The 14,945-nt window shown below is 41.4% G+C and carries 11 protein-coding genes, 1 pseudogene and 1 CRISPR repeat array; of the genes and pseudogenes, 3 read left to right on the forward strand and 9 right to left on the reverse strand.

Translation table 11 applies throughout. The features are described from left to right. Positions 1–44: 44 nt before the first annotated feature. Positions 45–1,513: direct repeats of the CRISPR family, unit length 28 nt; unit sequence GTGTCCCATCGCATAGATGGCTTAGAAA. Positions 1,514–1,726: 213 nt separating this feature from the next. Then, positions 1,727–3,145 carry a Si-specific NAD(P)(+) transhydrogenase gene (gene sthA, locus ACE3PQ_RS05950; protein ID WP_298891496.1) on the reverse strand — a complete coding sequence of 473 codons (1,419 nt, stop codon included), beginning with the start codon at positions 3,143–3,145 and terminating at the stop codon, positions 1,727–1,729. A 577-nt stretch (positions 3,146–3,722) separates the two neighbouring features. On the opposite strand from sthA, the gene lipA reads away from it, so the two are divergent. After that, on the forward strand, positions 3,723–4,736 hold the full coding sequence (lipA, locus tag ACE3PQ_RS05955) for a lipoyl synthase (RefSeq protein ID WP_374296096.1): 1,014 nt from the start codon (positions 3,723–3,725) through the stop codon (positions 4,734–4,736). Positions 4,737–4,837: 101 nt separating this feature from the next. Here the strand turns inward: lipA and ACE3PQ_RS05960 are convergent, their stop codons facing one another. The 4 genes from ACE3PQ_RS05960 to ACE3PQ_RS05975 all read right to left on the reverse strand — a co-directional run bounded on the left by ACE3PQ_RS05960 (position 4,838) and on the right by ACE3PQ_RS05975 (position 8,900). Then, entirely contained in the window at positions 4,838–5,245 is a 408-nt protein-coding gene (locus ACE3PQ_RS05960) for a GFA family protein (protein ID WP_374296098.1), read from the reverse strand. 174 nt (positions 5,246–5,419) lie between these two features. Beyond that, a complete protein-coding gene (locus tag ACE3PQ_RS05965) occupies positions 5,420–6,004 on the reverse strand; it encodes a YceI family protein (protein WP_374296100.1) in 585 nt (194 codons plus the stop codon). 188 nt (positions 6,005–6,192) lie between these two features. Beyond that, the gene (gene tkt, locus ACE3PQ_RS05970) at positions 6,193–8,178 is read right to left on the reverse strand and encodes a transketolase (protein ID WP_374296102.1); all 1,986 of its coding nucleotides are present in this window, start codon (positions 8,176–8,178) and stop codon (positions 6,193–6,195) included. Positions 8,179–8,474: 296 nt separating this feature from the next. Next, positions 8,475–8,900 (reverse strand): OsmC family protein, encoded by a 426-nt coding sequence (locus ACE3PQ_RS05975; RefSeq protein WP_374296104.1) that lies wholly within the window; start codon positions 8,898–8,900, stop codon positions 8,475–8,477. Positions 8,901–9,108: 208 nt separating this feature from the next. Here ACE3PQ_RS05975 and crp point away from each other — a divergent pair, with 208 nt between their 5' ends. After that, positions 9,109–9,840, forward strand: coding sequence for a cAMP-activated global transcriptional regulator CRP (crp, locus tag ACE3PQ_RS05980; protein WP_374296106.1), 732 nt, complete (start codon positions 9,109–9,111; stop codon positions 9,838–9,840). A gap of 145 nt (positions 9,841–9,985) precedes the next feature. On the opposite strand, the gene ACE3PQ_RS05985 is transcribed toward crp, so the two are convergent. The 3 genes from ACE3PQ_RS05985 to ACE3PQ_RS05995 all read right to left on the reverse strand — a co-directional run bounded on the left by ACE3PQ_RS05985 (position 9,986) and on the right by ACE3PQ_RS05995 (position 12,772). Beyond that, a complete protein-coding gene (locus tag ACE3PQ_RS05985) occupies positions 9,986–10,525 on the reverse strand; it encodes a protein tyrosine phosphatase family protein (protein WP_374296108.1) in 540 nt (179 codons plus the stop codon). Positions 10,526–10,618: 93 nt separating this feature from the next. Beyond that, positions 10,619–11,710, reverse strand: coding sequence for a 3-deoxy-7-phosphoheptulonate synthase (locus ACE3PQ_RS05990; RefSeq protein WP_374296110.1), 1,092 nt, complete (start codon positions 11,708–11,710; stop codon positions 10,619–10,621). 177 nt (positions 11,711–11,887) lie between these two features. Further along, complete coding sequence (locus tag ACE3PQ_RS05995; protein ID WP_374296112.1) at positions 11,888–12,772, reverse strand: sulfite exporter TauE/SafE family protein; 885 nt, start codon at positions 12,770–12,772, stop codon at positions 11,888–11,890. A gap of 202 nt (positions 12,773–12,974) precedes the next feature. On the opposite strand from ACE3PQ_RS05995, the gene lpxB reads away from it, so the two are divergent. Next, the gene (gene lpxB, locus ACE3PQ_RS06000; protein WP_374296114.1) at positions 12,975–14,192 is read left to right on the forward strand and encodes a lipid-A-disaccharide synthase; all 1,218 of its coding nucleotides are present in this window, start codon (positions 12,975–12,977) and stop codon (positions 14,190–14,192) included. A gap of 101 nt (positions 14,193–14,293) precedes the next feature. On the opposite strand, the pseudogene ACE3PQ_RS06005 reads toward lpxB, so the two are convergent. Next, a pseudogene (locus ACE3PQ_RS06005) lies at positions 14,294–14,945 on the reverse strand (IS5 family transposase); the annotation flags it as partial.

A 14,945-nucleotide genomic window follows, 5' to 3' on the forward strand; every position in this document is an offset into this window, starting at 1 on the left:
ATGGCTTAGAAATCAATCGTGTGGCGGTTTAGCACATAGACTTCGTGTCCCATCGCATAGATGGCTTAGAAAATATAATGCAGCGGTATTGAATAATGCTAAATGTGTCCCATCGCATAGATGGCTTAGAAAAGTCTTTAGGTCAATTACCTGAAAATCAGGATGTGTCCCATCGCATAGATGGCTTAGAAATTATGCACAACCAAAGAAGTCTTGGAAGGATAGTGTCCCATCGCATAGATGGCTTAGAAAAGAACGACGCACCGCTTTAGCAAAGTTTGAAAGTGTCCCATCGCATAGATGGCTTAGAAAAAAAATAAATTCTTTAAGCTTCATGACTGCACGTGTCCCATCGCATAGATGGCTTAGAAAAATACCTCTTGACGATGAAAGTAGCACTCTTCGTGTCCCATCGCATAGATGGCTTAGAAATACTTTTGCTTTGGTTCTCTCAAACATCAATCGTGTCCCATCGCATAGATGGCTTAGAAAACTACAGCATCAGGGGATTCAATGTGCCCTACGTGTCCCATCGCATAGATGGCTTAGAAAAAGCCCAAGCGAATTTAACTACTGCCAAAATAGTGTCCCATCGCATAGATGGCTTAGAAAAAAACACCTCGATCGGATGTGTTTCAGGGTCTGTGTCCCATCGCATAGATGGCTTAGAAAGTATAGCCACGCCCACCTCGGCAAAGGTGCAAGTGTCCCATCGCATAGATGGCTTAGAAAACTCCGTAGGGTTCACATCAGGTTGCTTACCAGTGTCCCATCGCATAGATGGCTTAGAAAAGTTAGGGTCTACCTTGAGTGCATTAGCTAGAGTGTCCCATCGCATAGATGGCTTAGAAAATACTGCAACAGCCACAACAACAATCAGTAAAGTGTCCCATCGCATAGATGGCTTAGAAAACTCATCAGCAATGCCGCCTAAAAACACCCCTGTGTCCCATCGCATAGATGGCTTAGAAAACATCAAAAACACCGCACAACAAACCGCATGTGTGTCCCATCGCATAGATGGCTTAGAAAATTCGCCATATTTTCGCCGTAGCGCAACCAAAGTGTCCCATCGCATAGATGGCTTAGAAAAAGATTTGGGGAAGATGATAATCGATACGAGAGTGTCCCATCGCATAGATGGCTTAGAAAAACTGGTGCGCCTGCAACCACGCAAAGATGACGTGTCCCATCGCATAGATGGCTTAGAAAAATCCACGTGGTCGCTTGGCAAACCGTGCTTAGTGTCCCATCGCATAGATGGCTTAGAAAGTATTATTGCAATCAATGGTGGTAACTGGACAGTGTCCCATCGCATAGATGGCTTAGAAAATACCACCCCTGCCGAAATCAAAGCAGGGCACGTGTCCCATCGCATAGATGGCTTAGAAAATTTTGCCGACATCTAATCCAGTGAGTACGCTGTGTCCCATCGCATAGATGGCTTAGAAATACAGTAGGTAGCCTTGTGCTATTGGCTATTTGTGTCCCATCGCATAGATGGCTTAGAAATAATGTCAGAGATATGCGAAATACCTAAAACAGTTAACCATCACATAGATGGCTTGTGAGCACGAAAGAGCAACGCTGTTGCGGATTGTGTGCAAGAAAACGGATGTCATCTCGACATTCATCATCTAGATGGCTTAGGAAAAGATCTCAACGGCAATGCATAAATCTAAAAAAGTGGTGCATTAAACACCACTTTGGTCAACATCAGATAGAATCAAAATAGTCGATTCATACCATTTAATGCTGCAACACGATAAGCCTCAGCCATCGTTGGATAGTTAAAGGTCGTTTCAGCAAAATATTTGAGAGAATTATCTGGGCTTTGCATGACAGCCTGTCCAATGTGCACAATCTCTGACGCATTATTACCAAAGCAGTGAATACCCAAAATCTCCAAAGTATCACGGTGGAATAGGATTTTTAGCATACCGACCGTATCGCCAGTGATCTGCGCTCGAGCAAGTTGACGGAAGAAAGATTGTCCAACTTCATAGGGAATTTTTTCTTCTGTGAGTTGTTGTTCATTTTTACCAATCGAGGAAATCTCAGGAATGGTATAAATCCCTGTTGGAATATCTGTAACAGGTTTAACATGCTTCTCACCGACCATATTCGCCCCCGCACAGCGCCCTTGGTCATAGGCAGCTGAGGCAAGTGACGGCCAACCAATCACATCACCCGCCGCATAGATATTTTCCACTTCAGTCTGATACTGCTCATTCACCGTCAATTGACCACGGCTATTTGGTTGTAAACCTACATTTTCAAGCCCTAAGCCATCGGTGTTACCAGATCGACCGTTACACCAAAGGATCGCATCAGCTTTGATCTTCTTTCCACTCATCAAATGTAAAACCACGTGGTCGTCATAAGTTTCGAGCTTATCAATTTGTTCATTATGGCGAATCAATACACCAAGTTCACGCAGGTAATATGACAAAGCATCAGAGATCTCATCATCCAAATAGCTGAGTAGTTTTTCTTGGGTGTTGATCAGATCAACTTTGTTTTCAAGTCCAACAAATATCGAGGCATATTCACAGCCGATCACCCCTGCACCATAGATAATGATTTTTTGAATATGAAAGTCCAAATCAAGAATTTTATCTGAATCAAATACACGTGGATGATTAAAGTCCAATTCCGCAGGTTGATATGGACGACTACCTGTAGCGATCACGATTTGCTTACAGATCAAGGTTTCTTTGATGCCTTCATTGCTAAATACCAAAACGGTATTTTTGTCTTGAACATAGGCACGACCATGATAAATTGCGATTTGATTTCGATCATAAAATCGTGTGTGCGTTTCTACTTGTTGCTGAATCACTTTATGCGCATTACGCAAAATCTGTTTCATGGTGAATTGCTTCCACTCACCTGCTTTTTGAAACAACGAATCACGTTGATAACGAATGATGCTAGATACGGTTTGACGAAGTGCCTTACTCGGAATCGTACCGACATGCGCACAGTTACCACCCAATTGTTCACGCATATCGACAATCGCTACCCGCTTGCCTGATTTTGCGAGCTTCATCGCAGCACCTTCACCTGCTGGACCTGAACCAAGTACGACCGCATCGTATTTGGTGTAATTGGTACTGGACAGTTCTTTTTTGCGTGCTGGCATTCGATGCTCCTTTTAGCAGTGATCGTCGTTATGAAATATAGTGGCTAATGATAGAAACTAACTTTCTTAAACTCTAATTTTAAACCCTTAGAATCAAATCATGAAGAAAAACATTAGGGTCTGTTGGCATTACATCCATGCATTGCGTTATCAGCTAAAACTACAGAAACGAGGCATGAAACGCAGGGAATGGTCACTCCCTTACCAAGTTTCATAACGAAGTTTATGGCAGTTTTAGCGATAACCCTTCGGGACTAGGATGTTTTCCTTGCGACGCAGTGCGTCTCATACGTCGTTAGCAATGAGTCATTTAGAATCACTAAACTTCCTCATTACTGCCTTGTATCACCTAAAAAACATACTTAGTCGCAAGCATCTGTGAAATGCTAACAGACCCTACTGATTAATCATAAAGTTGAATATATAGTATGCCCAATATATGTTAAAAATGTACATCAAACACTTATACTTTCAGTTATAGCGTCATTTCGTATTTGAATGGCAAAGCACGCAATTTCGATTGTAAATTTCGCTATAATATCGCTCTGTCTGCAATCCTTGAGGAATAAAGATCATTATGTCTGCAAACCGTAAACCTGAACAGGGTGTCAAACTTCGTGGTGCTGAAAAAGTCGCTAGAATCCCTGTAAAAGTTGTGCCTACGGTTGAAGTCCCTCGCAAGCCAGACTGGATCAGAGTCAAGATGACTGCACCTGAAGAAGTGCAACGCATCAAAACCACCTTAAGAGCGCAAAAGCTACATACCGTCTGTGAAGAAGCAGCCTGTCCAAATCTTCCTGAATGTTTTGGCGGTGGTACGGCGACATTCATGATCATGGGGGATATCTGTACACGCCGTTGCCCTTTCTGTGATGTTGCACATGGTCGTCCGAATGCACTGGATGCAGACGAACCACGAAATATGGCAGAAACGATTTCAAATCTCGGATTAAAATATGCAGTGATCACTTCTGTAGATCGTGATGATTTAATAGATGGTGGCGCACAGCACTTTGTTGATTGCATTATCGAAGCACGCAAACTTAGCCCAAAAACATTACTCGAAATACTTGTGCCTGACTTCCGTGGTCGTATGGACATCGCACTTCGGATCATGACCGAGTGTCCGCCTGATGTGTTTAACCACAATATCGAAACCGTGCCACGCCTCTACAAAGCGATGCGTCCAGGCTCTGACTATCAGCACTCTTTGACCTTATTAAAAATGTTTAAAGAATACTGCCCTGACGTCCCAACCAAATGTGGTCTAATGGTGGGTATTGGTGAAACAGAAGAAGAAGTCATTGCACTGCTTGATGATCTACGTGCGCATGATGTGGACTATGTGACGATTGGTCAATATCTACAACCTTCAAAACAACATGCGCCAATTGATCGCTTTGTGACTCCTGAAGAGTTTGAACGCTATGCTGAGCATGGTCGTAAACTTGGATTCCGTAATATTTGGTCTGCGCCTATGGTACGCTCTAGCTACTTTGCCGATCGTCAATACTATGGCGAGCCTGTTCCTGCGGTACGTCGTAAAGTTGCACCTGAAAAGAAAATTGAAGTCTTTGCTGTTGAAGCCTAATTTTCGACATTCAAGATGAATATTAAAAAAGCCAAATCAATTTGATTTGGCTTTTTATCATCTTAGATTAGCATTTGAGAACTGAACAAAATTACATAGAATTAAAATGACCCACTAAACATTTTTTCAATATCGGCTTGCGTGAGCTTTTCGGCTGTTTCAGATAAGAATGGATAAAACGTCGGTTTATGATCTACATATATCTCAGAAACGATTTGAGCTTGCGTAGGGAAATCAAAAAGCTGTGAATTTAAATAGAATGTCTGTGGATCAGCATTGAGTTGATAAAATAAATTCGTTCCACATTGCTTGCAAAAACTACGTGATCCCCACTCTGATGAGGCATAGCGTTGAATATGATGTTCTCCAGTAATTTGAACACTTTTCGACTCAAGTGACATATGCGGACCACCGCTCCATTTTCGACACATGCCACAATGACAGACTGCGACTGCGCTTGTTTCTTCGATCTCAAACTTCACTTCACCACACAAACATTGACCTTGCATCACCTTCTCCCTTACGATTTTTATTAAATTACTATTGGACAAATCTTGTTGTTCCGCACTTTATTTGAATTCTTAACTTAACAAACTTTGGGCATAAAAAAACACAAGCATTGCGCACAATACTTGTGTTAATTGTAAAAGCCTATTTCTAATCAGTAGAAGCGATGATTTGACTTATTTCTTAACAACAGACGCTTCAGTGGTAATATTCACGCTGATTTTATCACCAACATTTGGCACATAAGCAGCAATACCAAACGCAGAACGATCAAAGCTCGTGGTTGCATTAAAGCCAACTGTATCTAGTTTCGTCATTGGATGAGGTGCTTTCTTATTCAGTACCGCATCTAGTACCACAGGCTTCGTTACGCCCTTCACTGTTAAATCACCAGTGATTTTGAAGTTCTTACTATCAGTCGTTTCAACTTTGGTACTTTTGAATGTAATCGTAGGATATTTCTTCGCATCAAACCATTCTGTTCCAAGTAAGTGCTCATCAAGGATTTTCACGTTTGAATTAACACTTTCTAAAGGAATGGTCACATTGACGGATGATTTTTCAGGATTTTTCTCATCAACTTTGATGACACCTTGAATATCTGTAAAGTTGCCACTTGGTGTAGAGAATCCAAAATGATCCCAAGTAAATACGGTCGCCGTATGTGTTGGGTCAATTTTATAATCGACAGTTTTTGCAAAGCTCACTGCTGAGGTGAAAGTTAAAGCCGTTGCGACTGCCAATACGTTTAAAGTTTTCATTGTTGCTCTCTTCTTAATGTCAGATTAATGTCGGTTGAACGAGTTAATTATAGATAAACAATACCGTATTTATAGAGCGATCGACACAACACTCTGTGCTAATTTTGCAACGAAGTTTTTCAAATAAAATATAAGAAAAGCGCCCCTTACGGACGCTTTTCGGATCATTATTAAATTTTTATGCGAATTTAGCCCAAGCGATTTACCGCATCAACAACAGCTTGCTTAGTAATACCAAAGTGATTAAACAAGTCTTTGGCAGGTGCAGATTCACCATAAGTTGTCATACCAATGACTTTGCCGTCTAAGCCAACAAATTTCCACCAATAATCCACATGCGCAGCTTCTACCGCAACACGTGCACGAATATTTGATGGAAGTACAGCTTCACGATATGCTGCATCTTGTTTCATGAATAGCTCTGCACATGGCATAGACACCACACGTACGCCATCGAGCTCTGCATATGCTTGCATTGCCAAATCAATTTCTGAACCTGTTGCAATGATGATGGCTTTCAGCTCACCTTTCTCTTTCGCAAGGACATAACCGCCTTTGGTAATATCATCAATCTGTTCTTGATCACGCGTTTGGAATGGCAAGTTTTGACGTGACAAAATCAACGCAGTTGGTCCATCTTTGTATTGCAGCGCAGATAACCACGCCACAGCAGTTTCCACCGTATCCGCAGGGCGCCACGTGTGTAGATTTGGTGTACCACGTAGTGATGCAATTTGTTCAATCGGCTGATGTGTTGGACCATCTTCACCTAGACCGATTGAGTCATGTGTATAGACATGAATCACACGTTGCTTCATCAATGCAGACATACGTACCGCATTACGTGCATATTCCATAAACATCAAGAATGTCGCCACGTAAGGGATAAATCCACCATGTAACGCTACACCGTTGGCAATCGCAGTCATCCCAAACTCACGCACACCATAGTGTACATAGTTACCAGCAGGATTATCTTGAACGCCTTCTGCACCTTTCCAAAGCGTCAGATTTGAACCTGCCAAATCCGCAGAACCTCCAAGTAATTCTGACAATAATGGACCAAATGCTTGTAAAGTATTTTGACTCGCCTTGCGAGTTGCAATGGTTTCAGCTTTGGCGTTGGTATCAGCAATAAACTGCGCTGCTTTTTCAGCGAAGTCCGCAGGCAACTCACCTGAGATGCGACGTAATAACTCTTTCGCTTCAGTTGGATATTTCGCTTGATACTGTGCAAAGACATCATTCCAAGCAGATTCAGCTTCGCCACCTTTCGCTTTGGCATCCCATGCGCCATAAACATCTTCAGGAATGACAAATGCTTCTTCAGCCCAGCCCAATGCTTCACGTGTTAATGCAATTTCATCATTGCCTAGCGGCGCACCGTGACAATCTTCTTTACCTTGTTTGTTTGGTGATCCAAGTCCAATCACGGTTTTACAGATAATTAATGTCGGTTTAGCAGTTTCTGATTTTGCTTCAACCGTAGCTTGACGGATTGCATCTGCATCATGACCATCGACACGAAGCACTTGCCAACCATAAGCCTTGAAGCGTTGCTCGGTATCATCGCTGAACCAACCTTCAACCTCACCGTCAATTGAGATGCCGTTATCATCATAATAAGCAATCAATTTACCCAGTTGAAGTGTCCCTGCCAAAGAACATACTTCATGCGAAATACCTTCCATTAAGCATCCATCGCCTAGGAAGCAATAAGTAAAATGATCAACGACTTGGATATCTTCTTTATTGAACTGTGCTGCTAAAGTCTTTTCCGCAAGTGCAAAACCAACAGCATTGGCAATCCCCTGACCAAGTGGTCCAGTGGTCGTTTCAATACCTGGCGCATAGCCATACTCTGGATGACCTGGTGTTCTTGAATGAAGCTGACGGAACTGTTTGATGTCTTCGATCGACAAGTCATAACCTGTCAAATGCAATAACGCATACTGCAACATTGAACCATGACCATTCGACAATACAAAGCGATCACGATTCGCCCACTGTGGGTTGCTTGGATTGTGAGATAAAAACTCACGCCAAACCACATCTGCAATATCCGCCATGCCCATCGGCGCACCGGGATGACCTGAATTCGCCTGCTGTACTGCGTCCATCGCCAAAACACGAATAGCGTTGGCAACACGACGTTCATTAAGTGGGGTTGTCATAGATCAGATTCCAAAAAGTGATTCATCCAAAAAAAGCAAACAGACTGAAGCAAAAACCATCAAAACAGTATGCTTGTAAGCTGTGCGATATTGTCCTAAAAAAAGCCTTATGGGTAAAGCCTTGATTGTCAATTTTGTGTCATTAATCACACAGTTAAACTAAAAAATTGTAAATTAAGTTTTGTATCTACTAAACAATAAAAGATCAGCATAGCGACTGATCTTTAAAGTTTTACAACAGCAAACCGTTCAGATTCACTGAGTGGTGTGTTTTGATGCTTAGCGCTGAATGAGCTTTAGGCTTCAGCTTCTAATATTTCAAAATCATGGGTAATGATGACACCGCCATCCATTAACATTTTACTTGCAGAGCAATACTTCTCCGCAGAAAGCTCAACAGCTTTTGCGACTTGTTTTTCTTTAACGGCTTTGCCAGTCACGATGAAATGCAAATGAATCTTGGTAAATACAGCAGGAATGGTATCGGCTCGTTCTGCCTGAAGCTCACACTTTACATCTGTAATGTCTTGACGTGCTTTTTTCAAAATGGTCACAATATCAAACGAAGCACAGCCACCCAAGCCCATTAAAATCAATTCCATTGGTCGAGCGCCACGGTTTTCTCCGCCATATTCGGCAGAACCATCCATGATGACATCGTGACCACTTGCAGAAGTGGCTTTAAATGACACATTCTCTAACCATTGAACTTGTGCGTGCATTGCATCTCCGTTTAAAAAACTATACATTTATCGGGTTCATTATAATAGCATATCGATATACCATTCGTAATCGAATCTATGCGCCATTTCACTTTTAAAATACAGCTGTATATAATTACACAACTGTATATAATTGTGTCAATCGCTACAATTTGGTCATTTGCATTTGGTATTCGATTCGCACTTCTTTTAAAGCTTGGGGTAAATCATGCTCACTTCTGATTTTTCTAGATTAAGTACAGATGCCTTGTCACCTGGTCAACTGCCAGAGTCTGTCAAAGCCTTACTTAAACGAGCAAAAATCAATCGTTTTCCTAAAAAGACAACAATTGTACAGGCAGGTGCCGAATCGCACTCACTCTATCTAATCCTAAAAGGTTCTGTGTCGATCATTATCGAAGAAGATGATCAACGTGAAATCATCGTGGCATATTTGAATGCAGGTGATTTCTTCGGTGAAATGGGCTTATTTGAAACCCAGTCGCATCGTACCGCAGAAGTTCGTACTCGTGATGTCTGTGAAATCGCTGAAATTGATTACGACACATTCCATGAGTTGTGTCATCAATATCCTGATTTAAGCTATGCACTCTTTGCACAGCTTGCACGCCGTTTGAAAAATACCACACGTAAAGTCACTGATCTTGCATTCATTGACGTGTCTGGTCGTATTGCACGTTGTTTGATTGATTTGGCGAATCAACCTGAGGCGATGATGTTGCCGAATGGTCGTCAGATTCGTATTACTCGTCAAGAGATTGGCCGTCTAGTCGGCTGTTCACGTGAGATGGTTGGTCGTGTACTCAAAACGCTTGAAGAGCAAGGCATGATCGAAACCGAAGGTAAAGCGATCTTGATCTATGATGCCTCTTTAAAAGCCATCGAAAATTCATCTGAAAATCTTAGCAATGATGACTATGACAATGAAGATGAAGATTAATCTGTAAAAATTGAATTCGAAATAAAAAAACAGCCACGGATATGGCTGTTTTTTTATTGATCCGTGTGATTTATTTAATCAAAAATAAAGCTTTAAACTATTTAAGACTAAACATATAAGACTAAAAAGATAGAATTGAAATAACTTAGCTCAGCTCCGCCAACTCTTTGGTAGACTGTCTTGCTTGTAATTGCAAACGCACTGCATGAATCAGCCCTGTCCAAGTTTCATTGGGTTGCCAAACTTTTTCTAACAACGCATCGGCTTCCGCCAAATCCATTCCCATATAAAACTGTCGATACAGAAAAATCAAACTACTCGCCCGCATATTCTTGGCACAATGCACCCATACTTTTTGTTCTTGTACGAGATGGTCGATCAAGTCGATCACAAACAATGCCCCGCTACTACTTGGACATTCCCATAGTAAAGGCACTTGAATATAGTCCAATCCAAGCTCAAGACAGATACGATCTTCATTCGGCAGATGATTTGAAGCATCCGTCAAAGCAAGATTGATGATCGTCGTGTAACCTTGTGCTTTGATCTCAGCTAACTGCTCAATCGTAGGTTGCCCTGAAGTTGCCAAATGCGCATGAATCCATTCAAACTGTTCAATCTCTTGTAGTTTACTGGATAGATCAGGCTGGCTTTCAATGTCAGTCATTTCATCATCAATATTCATAAAGTTCACAGTCTTTAAAATGATCAGCTTTAATTTTGATTCTACATAAAAAGTCGATATAAAAAACGCCATCAAGTGATGGCGTCTTCTCTATCAGCGATTCGGTAGTACGTCTTTCAATGCTTCGTGCATTTCTAACAAGACTTTTTCGGTGGTTTCCCAGTCGATACAACCATCTGTGACAGACTGTCCATAAACGAGGTCATTTAAATCTTTTGGAATATCCTGACGACCGCCTTTGAGATGGCTTTCAACCATCACACCGACGATGGTTTTATTGCCATCTACGATTTGGTTGGTCAAGTTTTGCAATACCAAAGGCTGTAAATATGGATCTTTGTTAGAGTTGGCATGACTTGCGTCGATCATGATCTTGTTGCTGACTTTGGCTTTATTCAACACGCCTTCCGCTTGTGCAACCGAGCTTGCGTCATAGTTTGGTTTGCCATTACCACCACGTAATACAACGTGCGCATATGGGTTGCCACTGGTTCGGATAATCGCCACTTGACCATCATTGTTTAAGCCGAGGAAACTATGCCCTGACTGAACAGCTTGCATGGCATTGGTCGCAACAGTTAAGCCACCGTCTGTACCATTTTTAAAGCCAACTGGTGATGATAAGCCTGATGACATTTCACGATGCGTTTGGCTCTCAGTTGTGCGAGCGCCAATCGCAGACCATGCGATCAAATCTTGTAGATACTGTGGTGAGTTTGGATCAAGTGCTTCTGTTGCACATGGCAGACCTTTTTCATTGAGTTCAAGCAAAAGCTGGCGACCAATATGTAAGCCCTTTTCAATATCAAAAGAGTCATTCATATCAGGATCGTTGATTAAGCCTTTCCAACCCACTGTAGTACGTGGCTTTTCAAAATAAACACGCATGATGATATATAGCGTATCTTGGATTTTTTCACGTAATGCAAGTAAGCGATCTGCATATTCATGTGCAGCTTTTGGATCGTGGATTGAGCAAGGACCAATCACCACAAATAAGCGTTTGTCTTTGCCATCTAAAATATCACGTACAGTTTGACGACCATTGACCACGCTATTGCGGGCTTGATCTGACAGCGGTAAATCTTTTTTTAATTGAGCTGGCGTAATCAATGCTTGTACGCTGGCGATGTTCAAATCGTTAACAACAGTATTCGCCACTTCTTGGGCGGTTAAATCACTCATTAGTCTTCCAAACTTTTTTCAATATAACAACTTGGCTCGAATATAGCATGTTTCCATAGCTTGATCATTACAAAAGCACATGAAAAACTTAATTTTCATGTGCTTTTTTTCAATCAAATTCAACTGTTTTTCCAATCATTCAATTTTCATGTGATAAGCAACGCTAAATATTTCACTTTAAACGATCTTTTGATATTGCGCTTGCAAGATCACCACTTGCGCTGTTTCGGCTTTGACTGGTTTTGCTTTGATTGGATTGACCATGAAGTTCACACCTAATGCAAACAATGTAATCCCCAAAATTCGACGGATCAGACGCTCAGGCATTTTTGAGCTGAGTAATGTACCCACCACGATTGCAGGAATCGAACCGACCAATAACCACATCAATAGGTGAAAATCGACATTACCCGAATTCATATGTCCAAGTCCTGCCACTAAAGTCAGTAGTACCGCATGCACCACATCAGAACCAATAATGCGAATCATCGGCATATTCGGAAACATGATAATCAACGCCATGATACCAAACGCACCTGCGCCTACAGATGATAAGGTCACAAAGATACCTAAAATCATACCCATGATGATGATATAAACATGCTTATTCTTAGTAATCGCATTCGGATCAATCAGCGTTTCACTTGGATTGGGATTGCGATATTTGCTAAAAAATCGCTCAATCTGCGGACGGAAAATAATCGAAATACCCGTAATGGTCAGCATAAAACCCAAGAACATGGTCAAGACCATTTTATAATGCGTCGATTGACTCAAATAATGCTCAAGCACCCAAGTCGTTGCAAAAGATGCAGGAATACTACCCAGTGAAAGAAAAATCACTAATGGCCAAATGATATTGAGCTTTTTCGCATGCACTAAAGAACCACAAAATTTGGAAATTGAGGCATACAATAAATCTGTACCAATGGCGATATGTGGCTCGATTTTAAACAAACCAATCAGAATAGGTGTCATCAATGAACCACCGCCCACACCTGTCACGCCGACACAGAAGCCAACAACCACACCTGCCAAGATAAAATGAATGACATCAAGCATGTATTTTCCAAAATATTCAAAACTGTGCGCATCTTATAACTTTTTGTGCTAAGACGTTGTAATCAAAAGTGCATAGCTTATGAAAATTTATGATAAAGCCATGCATTCGATAGCGAATTATCCAATCTTGATTTGCAATATTATTCTCAGACTCAAAATGCTAAGATGCTTAAATTCAATTATTTAACCTAGCGAGATCAGCGTGTCAGATTCCAAACCATCGAAACCACTCAGAATCGGTATCGTCGTCGGTGAAGTGTCTGGAGATACGCTGGGCGCATCCTTAATCCGTAGTTTTAAAGCGCAAGGCATCAATGCTGAGTTTGAAGGGATTGGCGGACCGCAAATGATCGCCGAAGGCTTCAATAGCCTCTATCCGATGGAAACCTTGTCGGTGATGGGCTTGGTCGAAGTGTTAAAACACCTGAAAGAACTGTTTGCGGTGCGTGATGGTTTACTTGCACATTGGCAATCGCAACCAATTGATTTATTTATTGGTATTGATGCACCTGATTTTAATCTGCGTGTTGCCAAATCCATCAAAGATTTAAAACTGCCCACCAAAACCGTGCATTATGTCAGTCCGTCGGTGTGGGCATGGCGTCAGAAACGTGTTTTTAATATTAAATATGCTTGTGATTTGGTGCTGTGTTTGTTTCCATTCGAAGTGGACTTTTATCAGAAGTATGACGTGCCTGCGGTATTTGTCGGGCATCCATTGGCAAAGTCTTTACCGCTTGAAACCGACACTATAGCCGCAAAACAACAGCTCAACCTCGATCCTGAGCAGCGATACATTGCACTCTTGCCAGGAAGTCGCTCAGGGGAAATTGAACGCTTACTGCCTGTGATGCTTGATAGCGTGGCGTTGATGCAACAGAAAAATGATAACACTGCAAACTCAACCACAGACTTTCATTATTTAATCCCTGCGATCAATGCCAATCGTGCCAAACAGATTCATGAACTTTTGGCTACTCAAGAAAAATCCATTCAAGACCGTATCACGGTAATTGATAATCAAGGTAGCGAGTCCAATATTGGTCGGTTGGTAATGTCGGCAAGTGATGCGATCGTGCTGGCTTCGGGAACGGCGACTTTAGAGGCGTTACTGCTACATAAGCCGATGGTGGTGGTGTATAAGTTGCACTGGCTGACGTATTTTATTGCTTCAATGATGGTCAAGATTCCGCACTATTCCCTGCCAAATATCATTGCCAAAAAGGCTTTGGTGAAAGAGTTGATTCAGTCGGATGCGACTGCGCAGAATATTTATCAGGAGTTACAGCAGTTGTTGACGACGGGCAAAGGCGATGAGCAGATACAGGAGTTGTTGGCGTTGCATCGTTTACTGACGTCAGACGATTCGATCCAAGATCCTGCTCAGGCAATTATTGGGGAGTTTGGGTTGGTTAATTGATCCCAGAATTATTTTTAATAAATTTTTACGATCCGATAATTTTTCATCGTATTTACTCTTATTAAACCATGATTGTTGGTACATTAGAGTCTTTTGACATTTCATAAAGGCAACCAATTAGATACAAGCCAAGCTACAGCACTTTTAAAATTGCGATTTAGCTTATCAAATCGTGTAGCAATTCCTCTAAAATATACTAATCGACAAAACGTATTCTCTACTAAGTGTCAGATTTTATATAAATACCAGTCCATACGATCATTGTTCGATTGCGCATTGGAATTTCTCGGAATATTTGCTTTGGTATCAGTGTCCTGGATCTGTACTCTCAAACTCTCAGAGTCATATCATCTATCAGCGCTCAACGTTTCGGTTTCATTCAGGTCTGATTGCTGAACTTAAGTTGGAGCAATTTTCAAATCATGAGTCGTCCCATCAAAAATGATCAACTCAATAGGATTGCCATTAGAATCAACAGCCAAATGGATTTTTGAACTATTTCCACCAATATTTTTTGAAATATCTTGATCTTTTCTACCCGATGAATGCTGATGTGCTCTCACATGACTCCCATCGATAAATACCCATTCAACATCTGCACAATTAGCAAATAGCTTAAATATTTTTATTAATTTATCGCTAATGGACCAGCGATTAAATTTTTGAAATATTGAGTTTGAATTACCATATTCTTGAGGTAAATCACGCCAAGGACAACCTGTTCTTATGCGAAATAGAATAGCTTCTACAAAA

The sequence above is a fragment of the Acinetobacter sp. genome, assembly GCF_041911495.1.
Taxonomy (GTDB): Bacteria; Pseudomonadota; Gammaproteobacteria; order Pseudomonadales; family Moraxellaceae; genus Acinetobacter.

Coding starts and splice junctions, on each gene's coding strand:
- lipA (WP_374296096.1), top strand. CDS start 3,723: ATGTCTGCAAACCGTAAACCTGAACAGGGTGTCAAACTTCGTGGTGCT.
- tkt (WP_374296102.1), bottom strand. CDS start 8,178: ATGACAACCCCACTTAATGAACGTCGTGTTGCCAACGCTATTCGTGTT.
- crp (WP_374296106.1), top strand. CDS start 9,109: ATGCTCACTTCTGATTTTTCTAGATTAAGTACAGATGCCTTGTCACCT.
- ACE3PQ_RS05960 (WP_374296098.1), bottom strand. CDS start 5,245: ATGCAAGGTCAATGTTTGTGTGGTGAAGTGAAGTTTGAGATCGAAGAA.
- sthA (WP_298891496.1), bottom strand. CDS start 3,145: ATGCCAGCACGCAAAAAAGAACTGTCCAGTACCAATTACACCAAATAC.
- ACE3PQ_RS05985 (WP_374296108.1), bottom strand. CDS start 10,525: ATGAATATTGATGATGAAATGACTGACATTGAAAGCCAGCCTGATCTA.
- ACE3PQ_RS05975 (WP_374296104.1), bottom strand. CDS start 8,900: ATGCACGCACAAGTTCAATGGTTAGAGAATGTGTCATTTAAAGCCACT.
- ACE3PQ_RS05995 (WP_374296112.1), bottom strand. CDS start 12,772: ATGCTTGATGTCATTCATTTTATCTTGGCAGGTGTGGTTGTTGGCTTC.
- ACE3PQ_RS05965 (WP_374296100.1), bottom strand. CDS start 6,004: ATGAAAACTTTAAACGTATTGGCAGTCGCAACGGCTTTAACTTTCACC.
- ACE3PQ_RS05990 (WP_374296110.1), bottom strand. CDS start 11,710: ATGAGTGATTTAACCGCCCAAGAAGTGGCGAATACTGTTGTTAACGAT.